The organism is Bradyrhizobium betae (assembly GCF_050632175.1).
Classification (GTDB): domain Bacteria; phylum Pseudomonadota; class Alphaproteobacteria; order Rhizobiales; family Xanthobacteraceae; genus Bradyrhizobium; species Bradyrhizobium betae_B.
The window spans coordinates 3,968,949-3,984,498 of sequence record NZ_CP192576.1 but is presented as its reverse complement, the minus strand read 5'-3'; the positions used below and the strand labels follow the sequence as shown (position 1 = coordinate 3,984,498).

The 15,550-nt window shown below is 65.3% G+C and carries 8 protein-coding genes and 2 pseudogenes; 2 read left to right on the top strand and 8 right to left on the bottom strand.

From position 1 onward, the window contains the following. Positions 1 to 366 precede the first annotated feature (366 nt). On the top strand, positions 367 to 3,762 hold the full coding sequence (locus ACQ86E_RS19200) for a PAS domain-containing protein (RefSeq protein ID WP_431201318.1): 3,396 nt from the start codon (positions 367 to 369) through the stop codon (positions 3,760 to 3,762). Positions 3,763 to 3,780: 18 nt separating this feature from the next. Here ACQ86E_RS19200 and ACQ86E_RS19195 read toward each other — a convergent pair whose 3' ends face one another. Both ACQ86E_RS19195 and ACQ86E_RS19190 read right to left on the bottom strand, forming a co-directional pair. After that, positions 3,781 to 4,719 (bottom strand): AraC family transcriptional regulator, encoded by a 939-nt coding sequence (locus ACQ86E_RS19195; RefSeq protein ID WP_431201317.1) that lies wholly within the window; start codon positions 4,717 to 4,719, stop codon positions 3,781 to 3,783. 428 nt (positions 4,720 to 5,147) lie between these two features. Continuing rightward, entirely contained in the window at positions 5,148 to 5,411 is a 264-nt protein-coding gene (locus ACQ86E_RS19190) for a hypothetical protein (protein ID WP_431206648.1), read from the bottom strand. On the opposite strand from ACQ86E_RS19190, the pseudogene ACQ86E_RS19185 reads away from it, so the two are divergent. Next, positions 5,295 to 6,924, top strand: a pseudogene (locus tag ACQ86E_RS19185) (methyl-accepting chemotaxis protein). The gene ACQ86E_RS19190 and the pseudogene ACQ86E_RS19185 sit on opposite strands and share 117 nt — an antisense overlap. A 182-nt stretch (positions 6,925 to 7,106) precedes the next feature. Here ACQ86E_RS19185 and ACQ86E_RS19180 read toward each other — a convergent pair. From ACQ86E_RS19180 to ACQ86E_RS19155, 6 genes and pseudogenes are all read right to left on the bottom strand, one after another. After that, positions 7,107 to 9,080, bottom strand: a complete 1,974-nt coding sequence (locus ACQ86E_RS19180) for a methyl-accepting chemotaxis protein (RefSeq protein WP_431201316.1) — start codon at positions 9,078 to 9,080, stop codon at positions 7,107 to 7,109. Between the two features lie 151 nt (positions 9,081 to 9,231). Continuing rightward, positions 9,232 to 10,773, bottom strand: coding sequence for an FAD-dependent monooxygenase (locus tag ACQ86E_RS19175; protein WP_431201315.1), 1,542 nt, complete (start codon positions 10,771 to 10,773; stop codon positions 9,232 to 9,234). A gap of 271 nt (positions 10,774 to 11,044) precedes the next feature. After that, on the bottom strand, positions 11,045 to 12,217 hold the full coding sequence (locus tag ACQ86E_RS19170) for a thiolase family protein (RefSeq protein WP_431201314.1): 1,173 nt from the start codon (positions 12,215 to 12,217) through the stop codon (positions 11,045 to 11,047). 218 nt (positions 12,218 to 12,435) lie between these two features. Continuing rightward, the gene (gene serA / locus ACQ86E_RS19165) at positions 12,436 to 14,025 is read right to left on the bottom strand and encodes a phosphoglycerate dehydrogenase (protein ID WP_431201313.1); all 1,590 of its coding nucleotides are present in this window, start codon (positions 14,023 to 14,025) and stop codon (positions 12,436 to 12,438) included. Between the two features lie 17 nt (positions 14,026 to 14,042). Beyond that, complete coding sequence (locus ACQ86E_RS19160; RefSeq protein ID WP_431201312.1) at positions 14,043 to 14,201, bottom strand: hypothetical protein; 159 nt, start codon at positions 14,199 to 14,201, stop codon at positions 14,043 to 14,045. A gap of 159 nt (positions 14,202 to 14,360) precedes the next feature. Next, a pseudogene (locus ACQ86E_RS19155) lies at positions 14,361 to 15,534 on the bottom strand (phosphoserine transaminase). Positions 15,535 to 15,550: the final 16 nt, after the last annotated feature.

Here is a 15,550-nt window from a genome sequence, read left to right as displayed (position 1 = left end):
GCCTTGTGGGGGAGGGCAGGGAGGGGGTGCCACACGGGGACTCTTTCCGCCGCGCGCCGTGACAACCCATACCTTTTCCTGGGCTACCCCTCTCCCTAGCCCTCCCCCGCAAGGGGGAGGAACGCACCTCCGTTGAGGTTGCTGGTCGGGTCTGATCGCGAAACCTTCCGCCCGAATCCTGCGGATGCCGGCCGGCTGCGGGTTGCGGGGGCGGAGGGATTAAGGTTATCGCGGCTTTAGGCTTACCTGGTTACGGTGGGGCCGTGGACCTGCCCGCGCCCGCGGGCGATACTAACCCTTTCTTAAGGCTGTCATTCCCGGCAGTCTGATGGTCTGTGGCGTGACAGCGAGATACAAGCCGGTCGGATGACAGTAACGGATTTCCAGTTGCGAGGCGTCGGCGATCCCAGGCTGGCGGTGCACGCGACCTCATCCCTGCCCGCCTGGCTCTGGTCGATCGACGGCACGCGCGTGCTCTGGGCCAATCCGGTCGGCGCAAAACTGTTCGGCGCAGCCAATGCGACTGTGCTGGCGAACAAGACCTTCGGCCCCGCCGACAGCCATCGCCGCCAGATCGTCCGGCTCGCCCTGCAGCTCCCCGCCAACGGTGCCATGAGACTCGAACGGCTGCGCGGCTTCGGCGCGCGGCTCGGCACGCTGATGACCTGCGGCTGCGCGCGGCTGGAGTTTGCCGACGGACACCATGGCGTGCTGGTCACCGCGATGGATCCCGCCTTGCGCACGATGCCGCTGATCGAGCGGCTGCATCGCCTGGTCGACGGCGCCACGGTGCCGATGGCGGCGTTCGGGCCCGACGGCATGTTCGCCGGCGCCAGCGAAGCCGCGCGCGCCCTGCTCGGCTTTCGCGATCTCGGCGAGGCCGGGCTCGAACAGGCGCGCAGCGATGCGCTGCGCGAAGGCCGCGTCGAGACGCCGATCGGCATCGGCCAGATGGTGCTGCAACGGGTCGGCACCGGCGCCGATGTCGGACTGATCGCGCTGATCGAGCCTGCGGCCACGCATGCCGCGCCTGCCGCGGAGACTTCCGAGAGCCCAGCGGAGAGCGCGCCTGAAGCGCAGGTTCACCACGCGCCTGACAGCGTCGAGGCGCCGCCTTCGATTGATGCTGCCGGCGGGATCGCGCTGTTCGACGCGTTCGCCGAGCCGGTCGAAGCGCCCGCTCCCGCTGAGGCGATCGCGCCTGCGCCTGAGCCTGAGCCTGCGACACAGGAGACGACGCCTGATACCGCAGAGGCTGTCGAGGCCAGCGAGGCCGCGCCAGACTCTCCGGTTGAAAACGCGCCGGACGCCATTGTGCCGCCGCAGGCCGCGCCGATCCCATCCGCCATGGTCGAACCGCCACCCGCGGAGCCGCCTGCACCGCGCCAGCATCCGCTGCGCTTCCTGTGGCAGATGGATGCGGACGGCCGCTTCGTGCTCGGCTCGGACGAGTTCATCCGCCTGATGGGCGCGCACACGGCGGCCGGCTTCGGCCGCCCCTGGCACGAGATCGCCGATGAATTTTCGCTCGATCCCGAGGGCCGCGTCGCGCAGGCGCTCAGCAGCCACGACACCTGGGCCGGGATCACCGTGAACTGGCCGGCCGACGGCGGCGAGCATCTGCCGGTCGAGCTCGCCGGCCTGCCGGTCTACGACAGCGCGCGCAATTTTGCGGGCTTCAGGGGCTTTGGCGTCTGCCGCGATCTCGACGGCCTCAACCGGCTCGAAGCGCTCCGCCGCTATGAGCTGCTGGTCGAACCGCCGGCGCCGCAGGGTCTGTCGGCCGATGTGGTCGAGCCTGATCCAGAGCCAACGCCGGAGCCCGAGCCTGTCGCGGAGGCACCGCCTCCGCCGGCCGAGCCGCCCGCAGCCCCTGCGCCGACATCTGAGCCTGAACTGCCCGAGCCCGTCCTCAAAGCGACTTCACACCCAACCGAACCGGAAACGCCAGTGGAAACGCCGCCTCCCAACGTCGTGCAGTTCCGTCCCGCCGGTGATCCGAGATCGCCGACGCTGACGCCGGTCGAGAACAGCGCGTTCAACGAGCTCGCCCGGCAATTGTCCGAACGGCTCGAACGCGAACGCGAGACGATCGCTTCTGTCATCCTCGAGCCGCCCTCCGCGGAGGTGCCACCCGAACCGCTGCCGCCGGAGCCCGAGCCGCCGCACGCACCGGCGCAGTGGCTGACCGAGCCCGCGCCGCCCGCGCACGGCAGCACGCGCGACCGCGCGCTGCTCGACCTGGTGCCGACGGGCATGCTGATCTACCGGCTCGACCGCCTGCTCTACGCCAATCCCGCCTTCCTCGCGCGCATGGGCTATGCCGACATCAACGCGCTGGAGGATGCCGGCGGGCTCGATGCGCTCTATGTCGAGCCGGGCGTCTCGTCGGCCAGCAGCACCTCGCAGGCGGGCACGCCGGTGACGATCAGCGCGACGCTTGCCACCGGCGACGCGCCGCTGGCGACAACGGAAGCGCATCTGCACACGATCGACTGGGATGGCGAGAGCGCGCATGCGCTGATCTGCGCGCTGCCGCAAGCCGCGCCTGTCGTGGCTGCACCTGTTGTCGCGCCGCCCGTCGCCCCCGAGCCCGTCGTCGCCGAATCCTTCCCTTACGCGCCCGAGCTCGAGCCGCAGGCCGAGGCCGGCGACGCCGATGCGGAAGATCTCGCCGCGATCCTCGACACCACGGCCGAGGGCATCGTGATGTTCGATGCCGAAGGCAACATCCACGCCTGCAACCGCAGCGCGGAAGCGCTGTTCGGCTATGACGGCGAAACGCTGATGCAGCACAATCTGGTGACGCTGTTCGCGCCGGAGAGCCAGCATGTCGTCATCGACTATCTGGAAAACCTCAAGAGCCAGGACATCGCGAGCCTGCTCGACCACGGCCGCGAGGTGCTCGGCCGCGAGAAGAAGGGCGGCGTGATTCCGCTCGCCATGATCATGGGCCGCACGCGGCCCGACGGCCCGAACTTCTTCGCCGTGTTCCGTGACCTGTCGCAGAGCAAGAAGGGCGAGAGCGAGCTGAAGAGCGCGCGGCGCCTCGCCGACGGCGCCGCCAACGCCAAGGCCGACATGCTGGCGCGAATTAGCCACGAGATCCGCACGCCGCTCAACGCCATCATCGGCTTTGCCGAGGTGATGATCTCCGAACGCTTCGGCACGCTCGGCAACGAGCGCTACGGCGAATACATGAAGGACATCCGCGCCTCCGGCGAGCGCGTCATCACCATCATCGACGATCTCCTGGAGCTGTCGCGGATCGAGACCGGCCAGCTCGACCTCAACTTCGCCAACCTCAACCTCAACGACCTGGTCGAAGCCTGCGTCACGGTGATGCAGCCCCAGGCCAATCGCGAGCGCATCATCATCCGCACCTCGCTCGCGCACGCGCTGCCGCAGGTCACGGCGGACGCGCGCGCGATGCGGCAGATCACCATGAACCTGATCTCGAACTCGATCCGGCTCGCCAGCGCCGGCGGGCAGGTCATCGTCTCGACCGCGCTATCCGACCGCGGCGAGATCGCCCTGCGCATCCGCGACACCGGCCATGGCCTCACCGAGCGCGAGGTCGCCGCCGCGATGGAGCCGTTCCGCACGCCGCCGCCCGGGGACGCCTCGGACAGCTCGGCGCTGAGCCTGTCGCTGACCAAAGCGCTGGTCGAAGCCAACCGCGCCCGGTTCAACATCAAGAGCACGGCCAACACCGGCACGCTGATCGAAGTGGTGTTCGCACCGGTGGTGGCGGGGGCGTGAGGCAGGGTGGCCGGCGGTTTACCACCTCCGCTTCGCAGCCGCCAAAGTCTCCGACGGCAACTCGCCGATGACGCGTTGGTATTCGGCGGAAAAACGACCTGCGTTCAGGAAGCCGCACTTCAACGCGACCGCAAGCACGCCGGTGTTCTCATCAGGCTGCCTCAGCATTTCTGCCGCCTTCCGGAGCCGAACCTGCCTGGCAAACAGGCCCGGCGACCCACGTCCCGATTCTGCGAACTCCCGGAATACCGTCCGTACGCTGACGTTTGCGATCCGCGCCAACTTCTCGAGGTCCAGCGGCTGATCCCAGTGGGTTTCGATGTAGGATTCGACGATACCGACGACGGTTCGATTGGCGCGCGACGGCGCCTTGTGCAGCCATTGGCTGAAATTATGCCGATGAGCCAGGAGCATTCGCATCATCAAGCTCCGCTCGAGTTCGGTCATCGCGATGGGTAAGTAACCTTGCCCGAACCTCTCCAGTTCTTCGGCGAACCTGAAAACGTCCTGCCGCACCAGCGTCATCACCGTCGGATCTGGATCGTCTTCGACGAAACTCAACCTCGTGTCGCCATGATCTCCGATCACGCTCTTGAGCAGACGCTCCAGGGCATAGGTATCAATCCTGACAACCAACTGCCGGTAGCCGGCCGGAAAATCCAGATCCAGCCTCGAGTCACCCGCGATCATAGGGCTCCATCCCGCGATGGGCCGGCTCGCGGCCTTGGCCTGGAAGCTCGCCGTCCCCGCGATGGAAAAGAACTGCCGGAGGATTCCCGACTCCGGAAACGAGAGGGACGCCGCACCGGCGTAGGAGCAGAAAGCCAGTCCAATCGAGCTGAGCCGTGCGAAGTTGGCGTGGACGCCGAAGGCGACGTCGCGACTGTCGAACCGATCGGCGCCATAGGCGCTGAACAGGAAATCGCGCGCGAGCCCGCTGTCGCAGGTGCGAAACAATGGATATCGATCAAGGTATGACACGTTACGCAAATCAGCCCCCCGCGATCGGAGTCTAACACGGGTCGTTTAGCCGGCCACCATTTGGAAGTTGCAGGGACGGCGAGCGATGCTCGTCACCTCATCGGGATTGCCGCTCTTGCCGACCGCGAATTGCACGGTCCGCAACATCTACCCAATATGGGTATGTGGATGATCTTTTTTTCAAGGAGCGGCCCACAAAATTACGGACGCGCCGGGGAATGTCGGCGTCATTGCGACCGACGAGTTGCTGGATTTCGATAGGCATTTTAGCGCGGCGTTTAAACTTGCCCCCGCGCAAACTACTCCAGCACCGGCGTACGGATTGAAGCCTCGAGTCAGGTTAATCGCCAAGGCAGAAACCGGCTATTGTGTCTTTGATCGGACAAACATTCTGATAATCCGGTTCAGTTATCCCATCCGACAGCTTTGGAGACGCAGCCACGGTTCGCAACGGCTTGGCGTCCAGGTGTTTCAATATCCATAGAGCGTCGGGAGACAACGACATGTTTGGCCGCAAGACCGGTAGCGACACGAAGGCCCAGATCGATGCGATCGGCCGCTCGCAAGCCATGATCGAGTTCGACACCGACGGAACGATCATCACGGCCAACCAGAATTTTCTCAATGCGCTCGGCTATTCGATCGAGGAAATCCGGGGCCAGCACCACTCCATGTTCGTGCCGGCCGATCAGCGCGACGGCCCGGCATACAAGGCATTCTGGGCGGCATTGAACCGCGGCGAGTTTCAGGCGGCCGAGTTCAAGCGGATCGCCAAGGGCGGTCGCGAGGTCTGGATCGAAGCTTCCTACAATCCGGTGCTCGATGGCAACGGAAAGCCGGTCAAGGTCGTCAAGATCGCAACCGATATTACGGCCAAGAAGCTCCGCAGCATGGCGGATTCATCGAAGATCGCCGCCGTCAACAGGACGCAGGCGGTGATCGAGTTCAAGCTGGACGGCACGATCGTCGAGGCGAACGAAAACTTCCTGAATGCGCTCGGTTATTCCCTCGCCGAGATCCAGGGCAAGCACCACAGCATGTTCATTCCGCAAGCCGACCGCGACAGCGCGGCATACCGCGAGTTCTGGAGCAAGCTCAACCGCGGCGAATACCAGGCGGGCGAATTCAAGCGGATCGGCAAGGGCGGCAAGGAAGTCTGGATCCTCGCATCCTACAACCCGGTGCTGGACGACAACGGCAAGCCGTTCGGAGTGGTCAAGTTCGCGACCGACGTCACCGCGGACAAGATCCACAACGCCGACCTGGCGGGGCAGATCGAGGCGATCGGCAAGTCGCAGGCCGTGATCGAGTTCAACATGGACGGCACGGTCATCACCGCCAACGAGAATTTCCTGCATACGCTCGGCTATGCGCTGGGGGAGATCAAGGGCAGGCATCACAGCATGTTCGTCGAGCAGTCCGAGCGCGACGGCTCCGCCTACCGCGAATTCTGGGCTGCGCTCAACCGCGGGCAGTACCAGGCGGCCGAGTACAAGCGCATCGGCAAAGGCGGCAAGGAGGTCTACATCCAGGCCTCCTACAATCCGATTCTCGATCTCAATGGCAAGCCCTTCAAGGTGGTCAAATATGCCACCGACACCACGAGGCAGGTGCTGGTCCGCATGGGCAACGAGCGCGTCCGCGGCATGATGGAATCGGTCGCGGCCGGATCCGAGGAGCTCAACGCCTCGGTGCGCGAGATTTCGGAAGCCATGACGAAATCACGCGATACCGCGATGGGCGCGGTCGAGCAGGTCGGGGCAGCCGACGCTCAGGCGCAGCGCCTCACCGAGGCCGCGCAGGCCATGAGCGGCATCGTCGAGCTGATCAGCAACATCACCGGCCAGATCAACCTGCTCGCGCTGAATGCCACCATCGAGATCCGCGCGAGCCGGCGAAGCCGGCCGCGGCTTTGCCGTGGTCGCCTCGGAGGTCAAGGGCCTCGCCAACCAGGCCAAGCAGGCGACCGACAAGATCGCCCAGGAGATCGACAACCTGAATGGAATCTCCGGCGATGTCGTCGGTGCGCTGAGCATCATCAAGCAGGCGATCAACAATGTCAGCGAATACGTGACATCGACGGCCGCCGCCATCGAGGAGCAGAGTACGGTCACCAACGAGATGTCCACCAGCATGCAGCGTGCCGCCGCGGAAGCTGCGGCCATGGCGGGCGGCGCCTGAGCATGGCGCTTCACGGGCTCGAAGTTTCCGATACGGCGGCAGGAGAGCGCCGGCCGGCGCTCGCGCCGACCTTCCCCGCGAAGGCGGGGTTGAGCGAGCCCGCGGCGCGCCTTAACCCAAGTACGCCTCTTAACCCAGGTGCGCTTCTTAAACCAAGTACGCCTCGCCCCGGCTGCCTGCCTTCACGCCGCCCGCACGGTGTCCAGAAACCTGCTGACCTCGATCTTCAGCCGGTTGCTGTCGTTCGACAGCGACTGCGCTGCCGAGAGCACCTGCGAGGAGGCCGAACCGGTCTCGGTCGCGCCCTGGCGCACGCTGCTGATGTTGGCACTCACCTGCGTGGTGCCGGCCGCCGCGTTCTGGACGTTGCGCGAGATCTCGCTGGTCGCGGCGCCCTGCTCTTCCACCGCGGCCGCGATGGTGGACGAAATTTCGGACAGGCGCTCGATCGTGCCGCTGATGGTCCTGATAGCACCGACCGACTCGCTGGTTGCGCCCTGGATGCTCGAGATCTGCTGACCGATATCGCCGGTCGCCTTCGCGGTCTGTTCGGCCAGCGCCTTGACCTCGGAGGCCACCACTGCAAAGCCGCGCCCGGCTTCGCCCGCGCGCGCGGCCTCGATGGTGGCGTTCAGCGCCAGCAGGTTGGTCTGGCCTGCAATCGCGTTGATGAGCTCGACCACGTCGCCGATGCGCGCCGCCGCCTGCGACAATTCGCTGACGCGGTCGTTGGTCTGCCCGGCCTGGCTGACGGCTTCGCCGGCCATGCGCGCGGAGGCCTGCACCTGGCGGCTGATCTCGTTGACGGACGCAGTCAGCTCCTCCGCGGCGGAGGCCACCGACTGCACGTTGGTCGCCGCCTCCTCGGAAGCTGCCTCGACCAGCGTGGCGAGCTCGGTCGAGCGGCCGGCGGTCGTGGTCAGCGAGGTCGCGGATGCTTCGAGCTCGGTGGCCGCCGACGACACCGCATCGACGATCTGGCCGACGGCACGCTCGAAAGTGTCGGCCATCCTGATCATGTCGGCGCGGCGGCGCTCGGCGGCGAGCTTGTCCTGCCGGATCTTCTCTTCCGCCTCGTCGCGCGCCTTCTGCTCGGCATTGATCTTGAACGTCTCGACAGCCTGCGCGATCTCGCCGATCTCGTCGGGACGGCCGAGCCCGGGCAGCACGATGGCGAAATTGCCGTTGGCGAGCTCGATCATCGCGATACGCATCGCGGAGAGCGGCTTCGAGACCGAACGTCCGATGAAGATGCCGAGGCCGAGCACGCCGGATGCGATCAAAGCGATCGCGACCGCGATCCAGAACTGGATACCGTCACGCTCGGCGTCGTTGAGACGATCGGCCTCGACGCGGATCTTGTCGACCGATTTCGAGACCTGCTCGATCACAGGCTCGACCGCGGAGAAGGCATCCGACATGGCCTTCAGCTCGACCGCCAGCTTCAGCGCGGTCTCCATCCAGGCGGAGAAGTCGCGCTGGTAGTCGGCGAGCTTCTGCTTCAGCTCGGCCTTCGCGGTGTCAGGAATGGAAGCGGCGCTGAGCGCGGCTGCGAATTCGGCCGCGCGTTTCTTCATGGCGTCGCCATATCTGGCGTCGCGGCGCAGCATGAAATCCTTCTCGTGCCGGCGCATCATCAGCATGATGACCTTGAGAGAGGAGTCCTGCAGCTGGTCGACCTGGCTCTCGATGCCATGGACCGAAGCACGCAGGCGGCCTTCGAGGCCTGACTTCTCGTCGAGGCCAAGACGTTGCCTCTCCTCGACCACCGCGGCGAAACGCGTCTGATAGGTCTGCAGCGACGCGTTCATCGCCTCGATCTGCCGGGCCAGCTCCGGCTTGCCGAGCGCCACCACCTTGCTGCGCAACGTCTCGATATCGGGGGCCACCTGCCTGCTGATCTCGGCCTGCCGCTGCGCCTTGCCCGGATCGCTGCGCAGGAGGAAATCCTTTTCCGCGCGGCGCGCCTCGAGCAGCTCGACCGCGATCCTGTTGTTCAGCTCGAACACGGCGCGTGCGTCCTCGGCGGCGTTGCGATAGACACCCATCGTTCGCTCGCCGTAGAGATGAATGCCGCCGATCAGGACGACGCCGATGACGCCAATGATGCCGATCGCAGTGATCTTGTGCGTGAGCCTGAGAGAGAAAAGCCGCATCGTGTTGCCGGAGCTGGTTGTGGCCGATACGGTTGATGAAGCGCTAATGCGCAAAATCTTCCGTTAATTTCCGGGCACGTAGGATTACGTGTATTTTGTCACAATGCTCGCGTTGTGCACGTCGGCATGCACAACTCTGCTCAAAAATCGCTCAATCGGCCCCTGGCGCACCGAACCATCGCGACGCGGCCTGAGCCGCCTCCTCCTCATCGGCCATGCCGTCACTGGCCCAGGCGACGATGCCATCAGGGCGCAGCAACACCGCGTTGAGGCCCAACCGGTTCGTCACGTCATCGGCGACATAGTCGATGCGATCGCCCCAACTCCTCGCAAGCGCCTGAAGCGGCGCACGTGCATCGAAGTCCAGCAATATCCCCTTCGCACGCCTGAGGCGTTCTCCGACGGTCGTCCCATCGCGCCATTCGAAATCGGGAGCGCTGCGGCCGACGAGCGGATGACCGCCACCGAGATCGTAGCGGAGCGACACGCCGCGCACGCGCTCCGCAAAATACGTCGCGCCATCACGCGTCTCGATGAGATCGCTCATGATGGCCTTGAGCGCGCGACTGCCCGGCGTCGGCCGCATGATCGCGACCTGCGCGCGCGACCAGTCGAGGATCTGCGCGCCGACAGGATGCCGCTCGCGCGAATAGCTATCGAGCAGGTCGGCGGGTGCTGCCCCGCGGATCGTCGCCGCCAGCTTCCAGCCGAGGTTCATCGCATCACCGAGACCGAGATTGAGGCCCTGCCCGCCCAGCGGCGAGTGGATGTGGGCGGCATCGCCCGCGAGCAGCACGCGCCTGTTGCGATAGGTCGTTGCCTGATGCGCGCGGTCCGTCCACGTCGCGGCAAGGCGGAGAGCCGTGACGGTGACGTCGGTGCAGGAGATACGGCACAGGACGCTCTGCACATGCTCGCGTGTGAGCGGCGCAGCCTGGTGGAACGCGCCGCCGTCGAAGTCGACCATCGCGATGGTCCCTGGTGGCGCATAGGTGTACATGCCTGCTTGCGTGAAATTGCGGCCCGCACGGAGTTTTGTGGGATCGGCCAGCTCGACCTCGACGGAATAGCCCGTGAACTCGGGCTCGGTACCGACGAAGTCAAAGTCGGCGGCTTTGCGCACCGTGCTGCGGCCGCCGTCGCAGCCGACCAGCCAGTGTCCTCGGAAGGTCTCGCTGCTTGCTTGCACGGTCACGTCGTCGTCTGCAGCGACAATGACCGTGAGGCCCACGCCGCGCCGGATCTCGGCGCCGAGGCTGCAGGCGCGCGTGGCCAGGACGGTTTCGAGCGTTTGCATATCGACGGCGACAGCAGCATCGGCCGGCGTTGGTAGGCGCCAGGGCCATTTGGCGACATCGACGTCATCCTGAAAGAACTGGATGCCGGCGAAATGACCTGCCGGCCGCCGTGTCTGCTGCATCCAATGGGCCGCGGACTTGATCGCATCTGAGCTCGCGCGCTGTGCAGCCGCGATATCTTCCAGCAATCCGCGCCGGTGAAAGGCCTCGCAAGTCGGGACCGAAAGACCGCGCAGGCCGAACGGGAGTTGTTTCAGCGGCGAACGCGGGTCTTGTGCCTGCTCCAGCACCAGCACCGAGAGACCCGCGAGCCGCAGCTCGCACGCGAGAAACAGGCCGACGGGGCCGGCACCGGCAATGACGACGTCGTATAGATCAGGGGATTGATTTTGCATGAGACGCTCCTGTGGTCGATGTTCGACCGGAGCGTTCCCAGAGATGCGAGAATCACACGGACGAACGATGGGACGCCTGAGCGTCCGATGTTCGTCGCGGGGATCTCGACCACAAGGCCAAAGACCAGAGCTTTCGTTACCGAAAGGATTTGGGCTTACCAGACCAAATCTGCCTTTTCCGACACGAGGCTTATAGTTTCGCGGCGGTCGGACCGCAATGAAAAAGGCACGGCGCTTGCGGCGCCGTGCCTTTCACGTTCATGCGATCGCCTTAGCTGTAGATCTCGAACAGGCCGGCGCCGCCCTGGCCGCCGCCGATGCACATGGTCACCACGCCCCACTTCGCCTTGCGGCGCGCACCTTCCTGGAGGATGTGGCCGGTGAGACGCGCGCCGGTCATGCCGAAGGGATGGCCGATCGCGATCGAGCCGCCGTTGACGTTGTACTTGGCGGGATCGATGCCCAGCTTGTCGCGCGAGTAGAGGCACTGGCTGGCAAAGGCTTCGTTGAGCTCCCACAGATCGATGTCGTCGATCTTGAGGCCGTGACGCTTGAGCAGCTTCGGCACGGCGAAGATCGGGCCGATGCCCATCTCGTCGGGCTCGCAGCCCGCCGCCGCCCAGGCGACGAAGCGGCCGAGCGGCTTGAGGCCGCGCTTTTCGGCGTCCTTGGCTTCCATCAGCACCACGGCGGCAGCGCCGTCGGAGAGCTGGCTGGCATTGCCGGCGGTGACGAACTTGCCCGCGCCCCGCACCGGCTCGAGCTTGGCGAGGCCCTCCAGCGTGGTCTCCGGACGGTTGCACTCGTCGCGGTCGACGACGTAATCGACGATCGATTCCGCCTTGGTCGCCTTGTCCACGACCTTCATCTTGGTCTTCATCGGGACGATCTCGTCCTTGAACTTGCCCGCCTGCTGCGCCGCGGCCATGCGGCGCTGCGATTCAAGCGAATATTCGTCCTGGTATTCGCGGCTGAGCTTGTAGCGCTCTGCGACGATGTCGGCGGTGTCGATCATCGCCATGAAGATGTCGGGCGCCGTCTTGAGCAACTCGGGATCGACCGTCTCCTTCGGCGTCGCGCCGCCCGGCATCGAGATGCTCTCGACGCCGCCGGCGACGATGCAATCCGCACCGTCCGAACGGATCGAATTGGCGGCCATCGCGATGGTCTGCAGGCCCGACGAGCAGAAGCGATTCACCGAGACGCCGCCGGTCGATTTCGGCATGCCGGCCAGCAGCGCGGCCTGACGGCCGATGTTCGGCGCGCCATGGGCGCAATTGCCGAGGTAGCAATCCTCGACATAGTCCTTCTCGACACCGGCGCGGTCGACCGCATGCTTGATCGCGTGGGCCGCGAGCGACATCGGCGGGGTGATGTTGAACCCGCCGCGGCCGGACTTGGCAAGGCCGGTGCGCGCATAGGAAACGATGACGGCTTCACGCATTGATTTCTCCCTTTCGAACAGTGGTACGGAGGCCCGGTAACAGGCGTTCTCGGGCGCCATTGGTACACAAAGTTGGGCGGCGGCGGAAAGAATAAAGCGCGGCACTGCGTCAACAAAAACGCCGCCCTCGAGGGAGGGCGGCGCCATTGTTCCGCAGGTCGGAATTCATGATATGACGACCGTCATTCCGGGGCGGGCGGGCACCGGATTGACGCGCCTCAGAAGGTCAGCGCCTTGACCTGCTTGACCTGCGGCAGGGCCTGCACCTTGGTCAGCAGGTCCGCCGGCACCGCGCCGTCGACCTCGACCAGCGCGATGGCATCGGAGCCCGGCGCGACGCGGCCAAGATGGAAGGTGGCGATGTTGATTTTGGCGTCGCCCAGAAGGCCGGCGAACTTGCCGATGAAGCCCGGCTTGTCCTCGTTGGTCACGTAGATCATCGACTTGCCGAACTCGGCATCGACGCGGATGCCCTTGATGTCGACCAGGCGCGGCTTGCCGTCGGCATAGACGGTGCCCGAGACCGACCGTTCCTGCCGCTCGGTGGTGACGGTGACGGTGATCAGGCTCTCATAGTCGCTCTGGGCGGCGCGCACGATCTCGTCGATCTCCATGCCGCGCTCCTTGGCGACGACCGGCGCCGAGACCACGTTGATCTCGCCCAGCATCGGCCGCAGCAGGCCGGACAGCACGGCGGAGGTGATCGCCTTGATCTTCATCTCGGCAACCTGGCCCTCATAGGTGATCTGCACCTTGAGAATGCCGCTCTCGGTGAGCTGGCCGGCGAACGAGCCGAGCTTCTCGGCGAGCGCGATGAACGGCTTCAATTTCGGCGCTTCCTCCGCCGTGATCGAAGGGAAATTGACGGCGTTCGAGATCGCGCCGGTCAGCAGATAGTCCGACATCTGCTCGGCGACCTGCAGCGCGACGTTCTCCTGCGCCTCCGTGGTGGACGCGCCGAGATGCGGCGTGCAGATCACGTTGGGATGGCCGAACAGCACGTTCGCGGTGGCGGGCTCCTCGACGAAGACGTCGAAGGCGGCGCCGGCGATGTGCTTGGCGTTGAGCGCATCGACCACCGCCTGCTCGTCGACGAGGCCGCCGCGGGCGCAGTTGATCAGGCGCACGCCCTTCTTCATCTTGGCGATGGCGGCCGCATCGATGATGTTCCTGGTCTTGTCGGTGAGCGGGGTGTGCAGCGTGATGAAATCGGCGCGCTTGAGCAGATCATCGAGCTCGACCTTCTCGACGCCGATATCCCGGGCGCGCTCCGGCGACAGGAACGGATCGAACGCGATCACCTTCATGCGCAGGCCGAGCCCGCGGTCGGCGACGATCGAGCCGATATTGCCGCAGCCGACGACGCCGAGCACCTTGCCGGTGATCTCGACGCCCATGAAGCGGTTCTTCTCCCATTTGCCGGCCTGGGTCGAGGCGTCGGCCTGCGGGATCTCGCGGGCCAGCGCCAGCATCAGGGTGATGGCGTGCTCGGCGGTCGTGATCGAATTGCCGAACGGCGTGTTCATCACGATGATGCCCTTGGCCGTCGCGGCGGGTATCTCGACATTGTCGACGCCGATGCCGGCGCGGCCGATCACCTTCAGTTTCGCCGCTTTCTCCAGAATCTTGGCGGTCGCCTTGGTCGCGGAGCGGATCGCAAGGCCGTCGTAATTGCCGATGATCTCGGCGAGCTTGTCCTTGTCCTTGCCGAGGTTGGGCTGGAAGTCGACCTCGATGCCGCGATCCTTGAAGATCTGCACGGCGGCGGGAGAGAGCGCGTCGGAGATGAGAACTTTCGGTTTGGACATGAGGGTTCTGCCTGCTGTTAGCTGAAGAGCTTCTGGAAGAAGCCGCGCTTGGCGGCGGGGATTGGAATTCCGGTACGCAAGGTCGATGCGAGCGAGCTGCTTTCGAGCGGGACGGCGTCGAGCGGCCGCCCCTTCAAGACGTTGCCGGCGACCGCACGACTGATCGCCGCCTGCACGCGGCATCAAGCAACACGCTCAAGAAAGTTGAGCGCTCGGACGGCTCGTTTGCGGCACGCACGAGCATGCGCTCGATCTCGTTCTCGGGTTCGAACATGACGGGCCTGTGCAGATCAGGCCGTGCGGAGAAGTCCGCACGGCGTCAGCTCACGGCGTTGTCAGGCGGCTTTCGCCAGCGTAGCCTTGGTCTCGGCGAAGGCCCAGTCGATCCACTGAGTCAGGATTTCGACGTCCTTGGCCTCGACGGTGGCGCCACACCAGATGCGCAGGCCGGCCGGCGCATCGCGGTAGTACGCGAAGTCGTAGCCGGCGCCTTCCTTCTCGACCAGCGCGACCAGCTTCTTGGAGAACTCGGCTTGCGCGTCGTCCGAGAGTGAGGTGAGCGCGGGATCGGTGAACTTCAGGCACACCGAGGTGTTGGAGCGGATCGCGGCGTCCTTGGCCAGGAAGTCGATCCAGGGCGTTTTCGCCTTCCAGTCGGCCAGCACCTTGGTGTTGGCGTCGGCACGCGCGATCAGGGCCTTGAGGCCGCCGATCGACTTGGCCCAGTTCAGCGCGTCGAGGTAATCTTCGACGCAGAGCATCGACGGCGTGTTGATGGTCTCGCCGACGAAGATGCCTTCGTTGATCTTGCCGCCCTTGGTCATGCGGAAGATCTTCGGCAGCGGCCAGGCCGGCTTGTAGGTCTCCGAGCCGCTCCACAGCGCGGGGCGACAGGATCAGCATGCCGTGCGCGGCTTCGCCGCCGAGCGCCTTCTGCCAGGAGAAGGTGACGACGTCGAGTTTTGCAAAATCGAGCGGTTGCGCGAAGGCTGCAGAGGTGGCGTCGCAGATCGTGAGACCTTCGCGGTCCGGCTTGATCCAGTCCGCGTTCGGCACGCGCACGCCGGAGGTGGTGCCGTTCCAGGTGAAGATGACGTCGCTGTTGGGATCGACCTTGGAGAGGTCGGGGATTTCACCATAGGCCGCGTTGAGCTTGGTGACGTCCTTGAGCTTCAATTCCTTGACGATGTCGCTGACCCAGCCCTCGCCGAAGGATTCCCACGCGAGCGTGGTGACGGGCCGCGCACCGAGCAGCGACCACAGCGCCATCTCGACCGCCCCGGTATCGGACGCCGGCACGATGCCGATGCGATAATCGGCGGGGACCTCGAGCACTTCACGCGTCAGATCGATCGCGAGCTTGAGCTTGGTCTTGCCGACCTTCGCGCGATGCGAACGGCCGAGTGCTGCGTCCTTGAGATTTTGGGCGTTCCATCCGGGGCGCTTGGCGCAGGGGCCGGAGGAAAAATGCGGCACGTTGGGCCGCGAAGCGGGCTTCGCTACAGTCATATTCTACCCTTCCAGA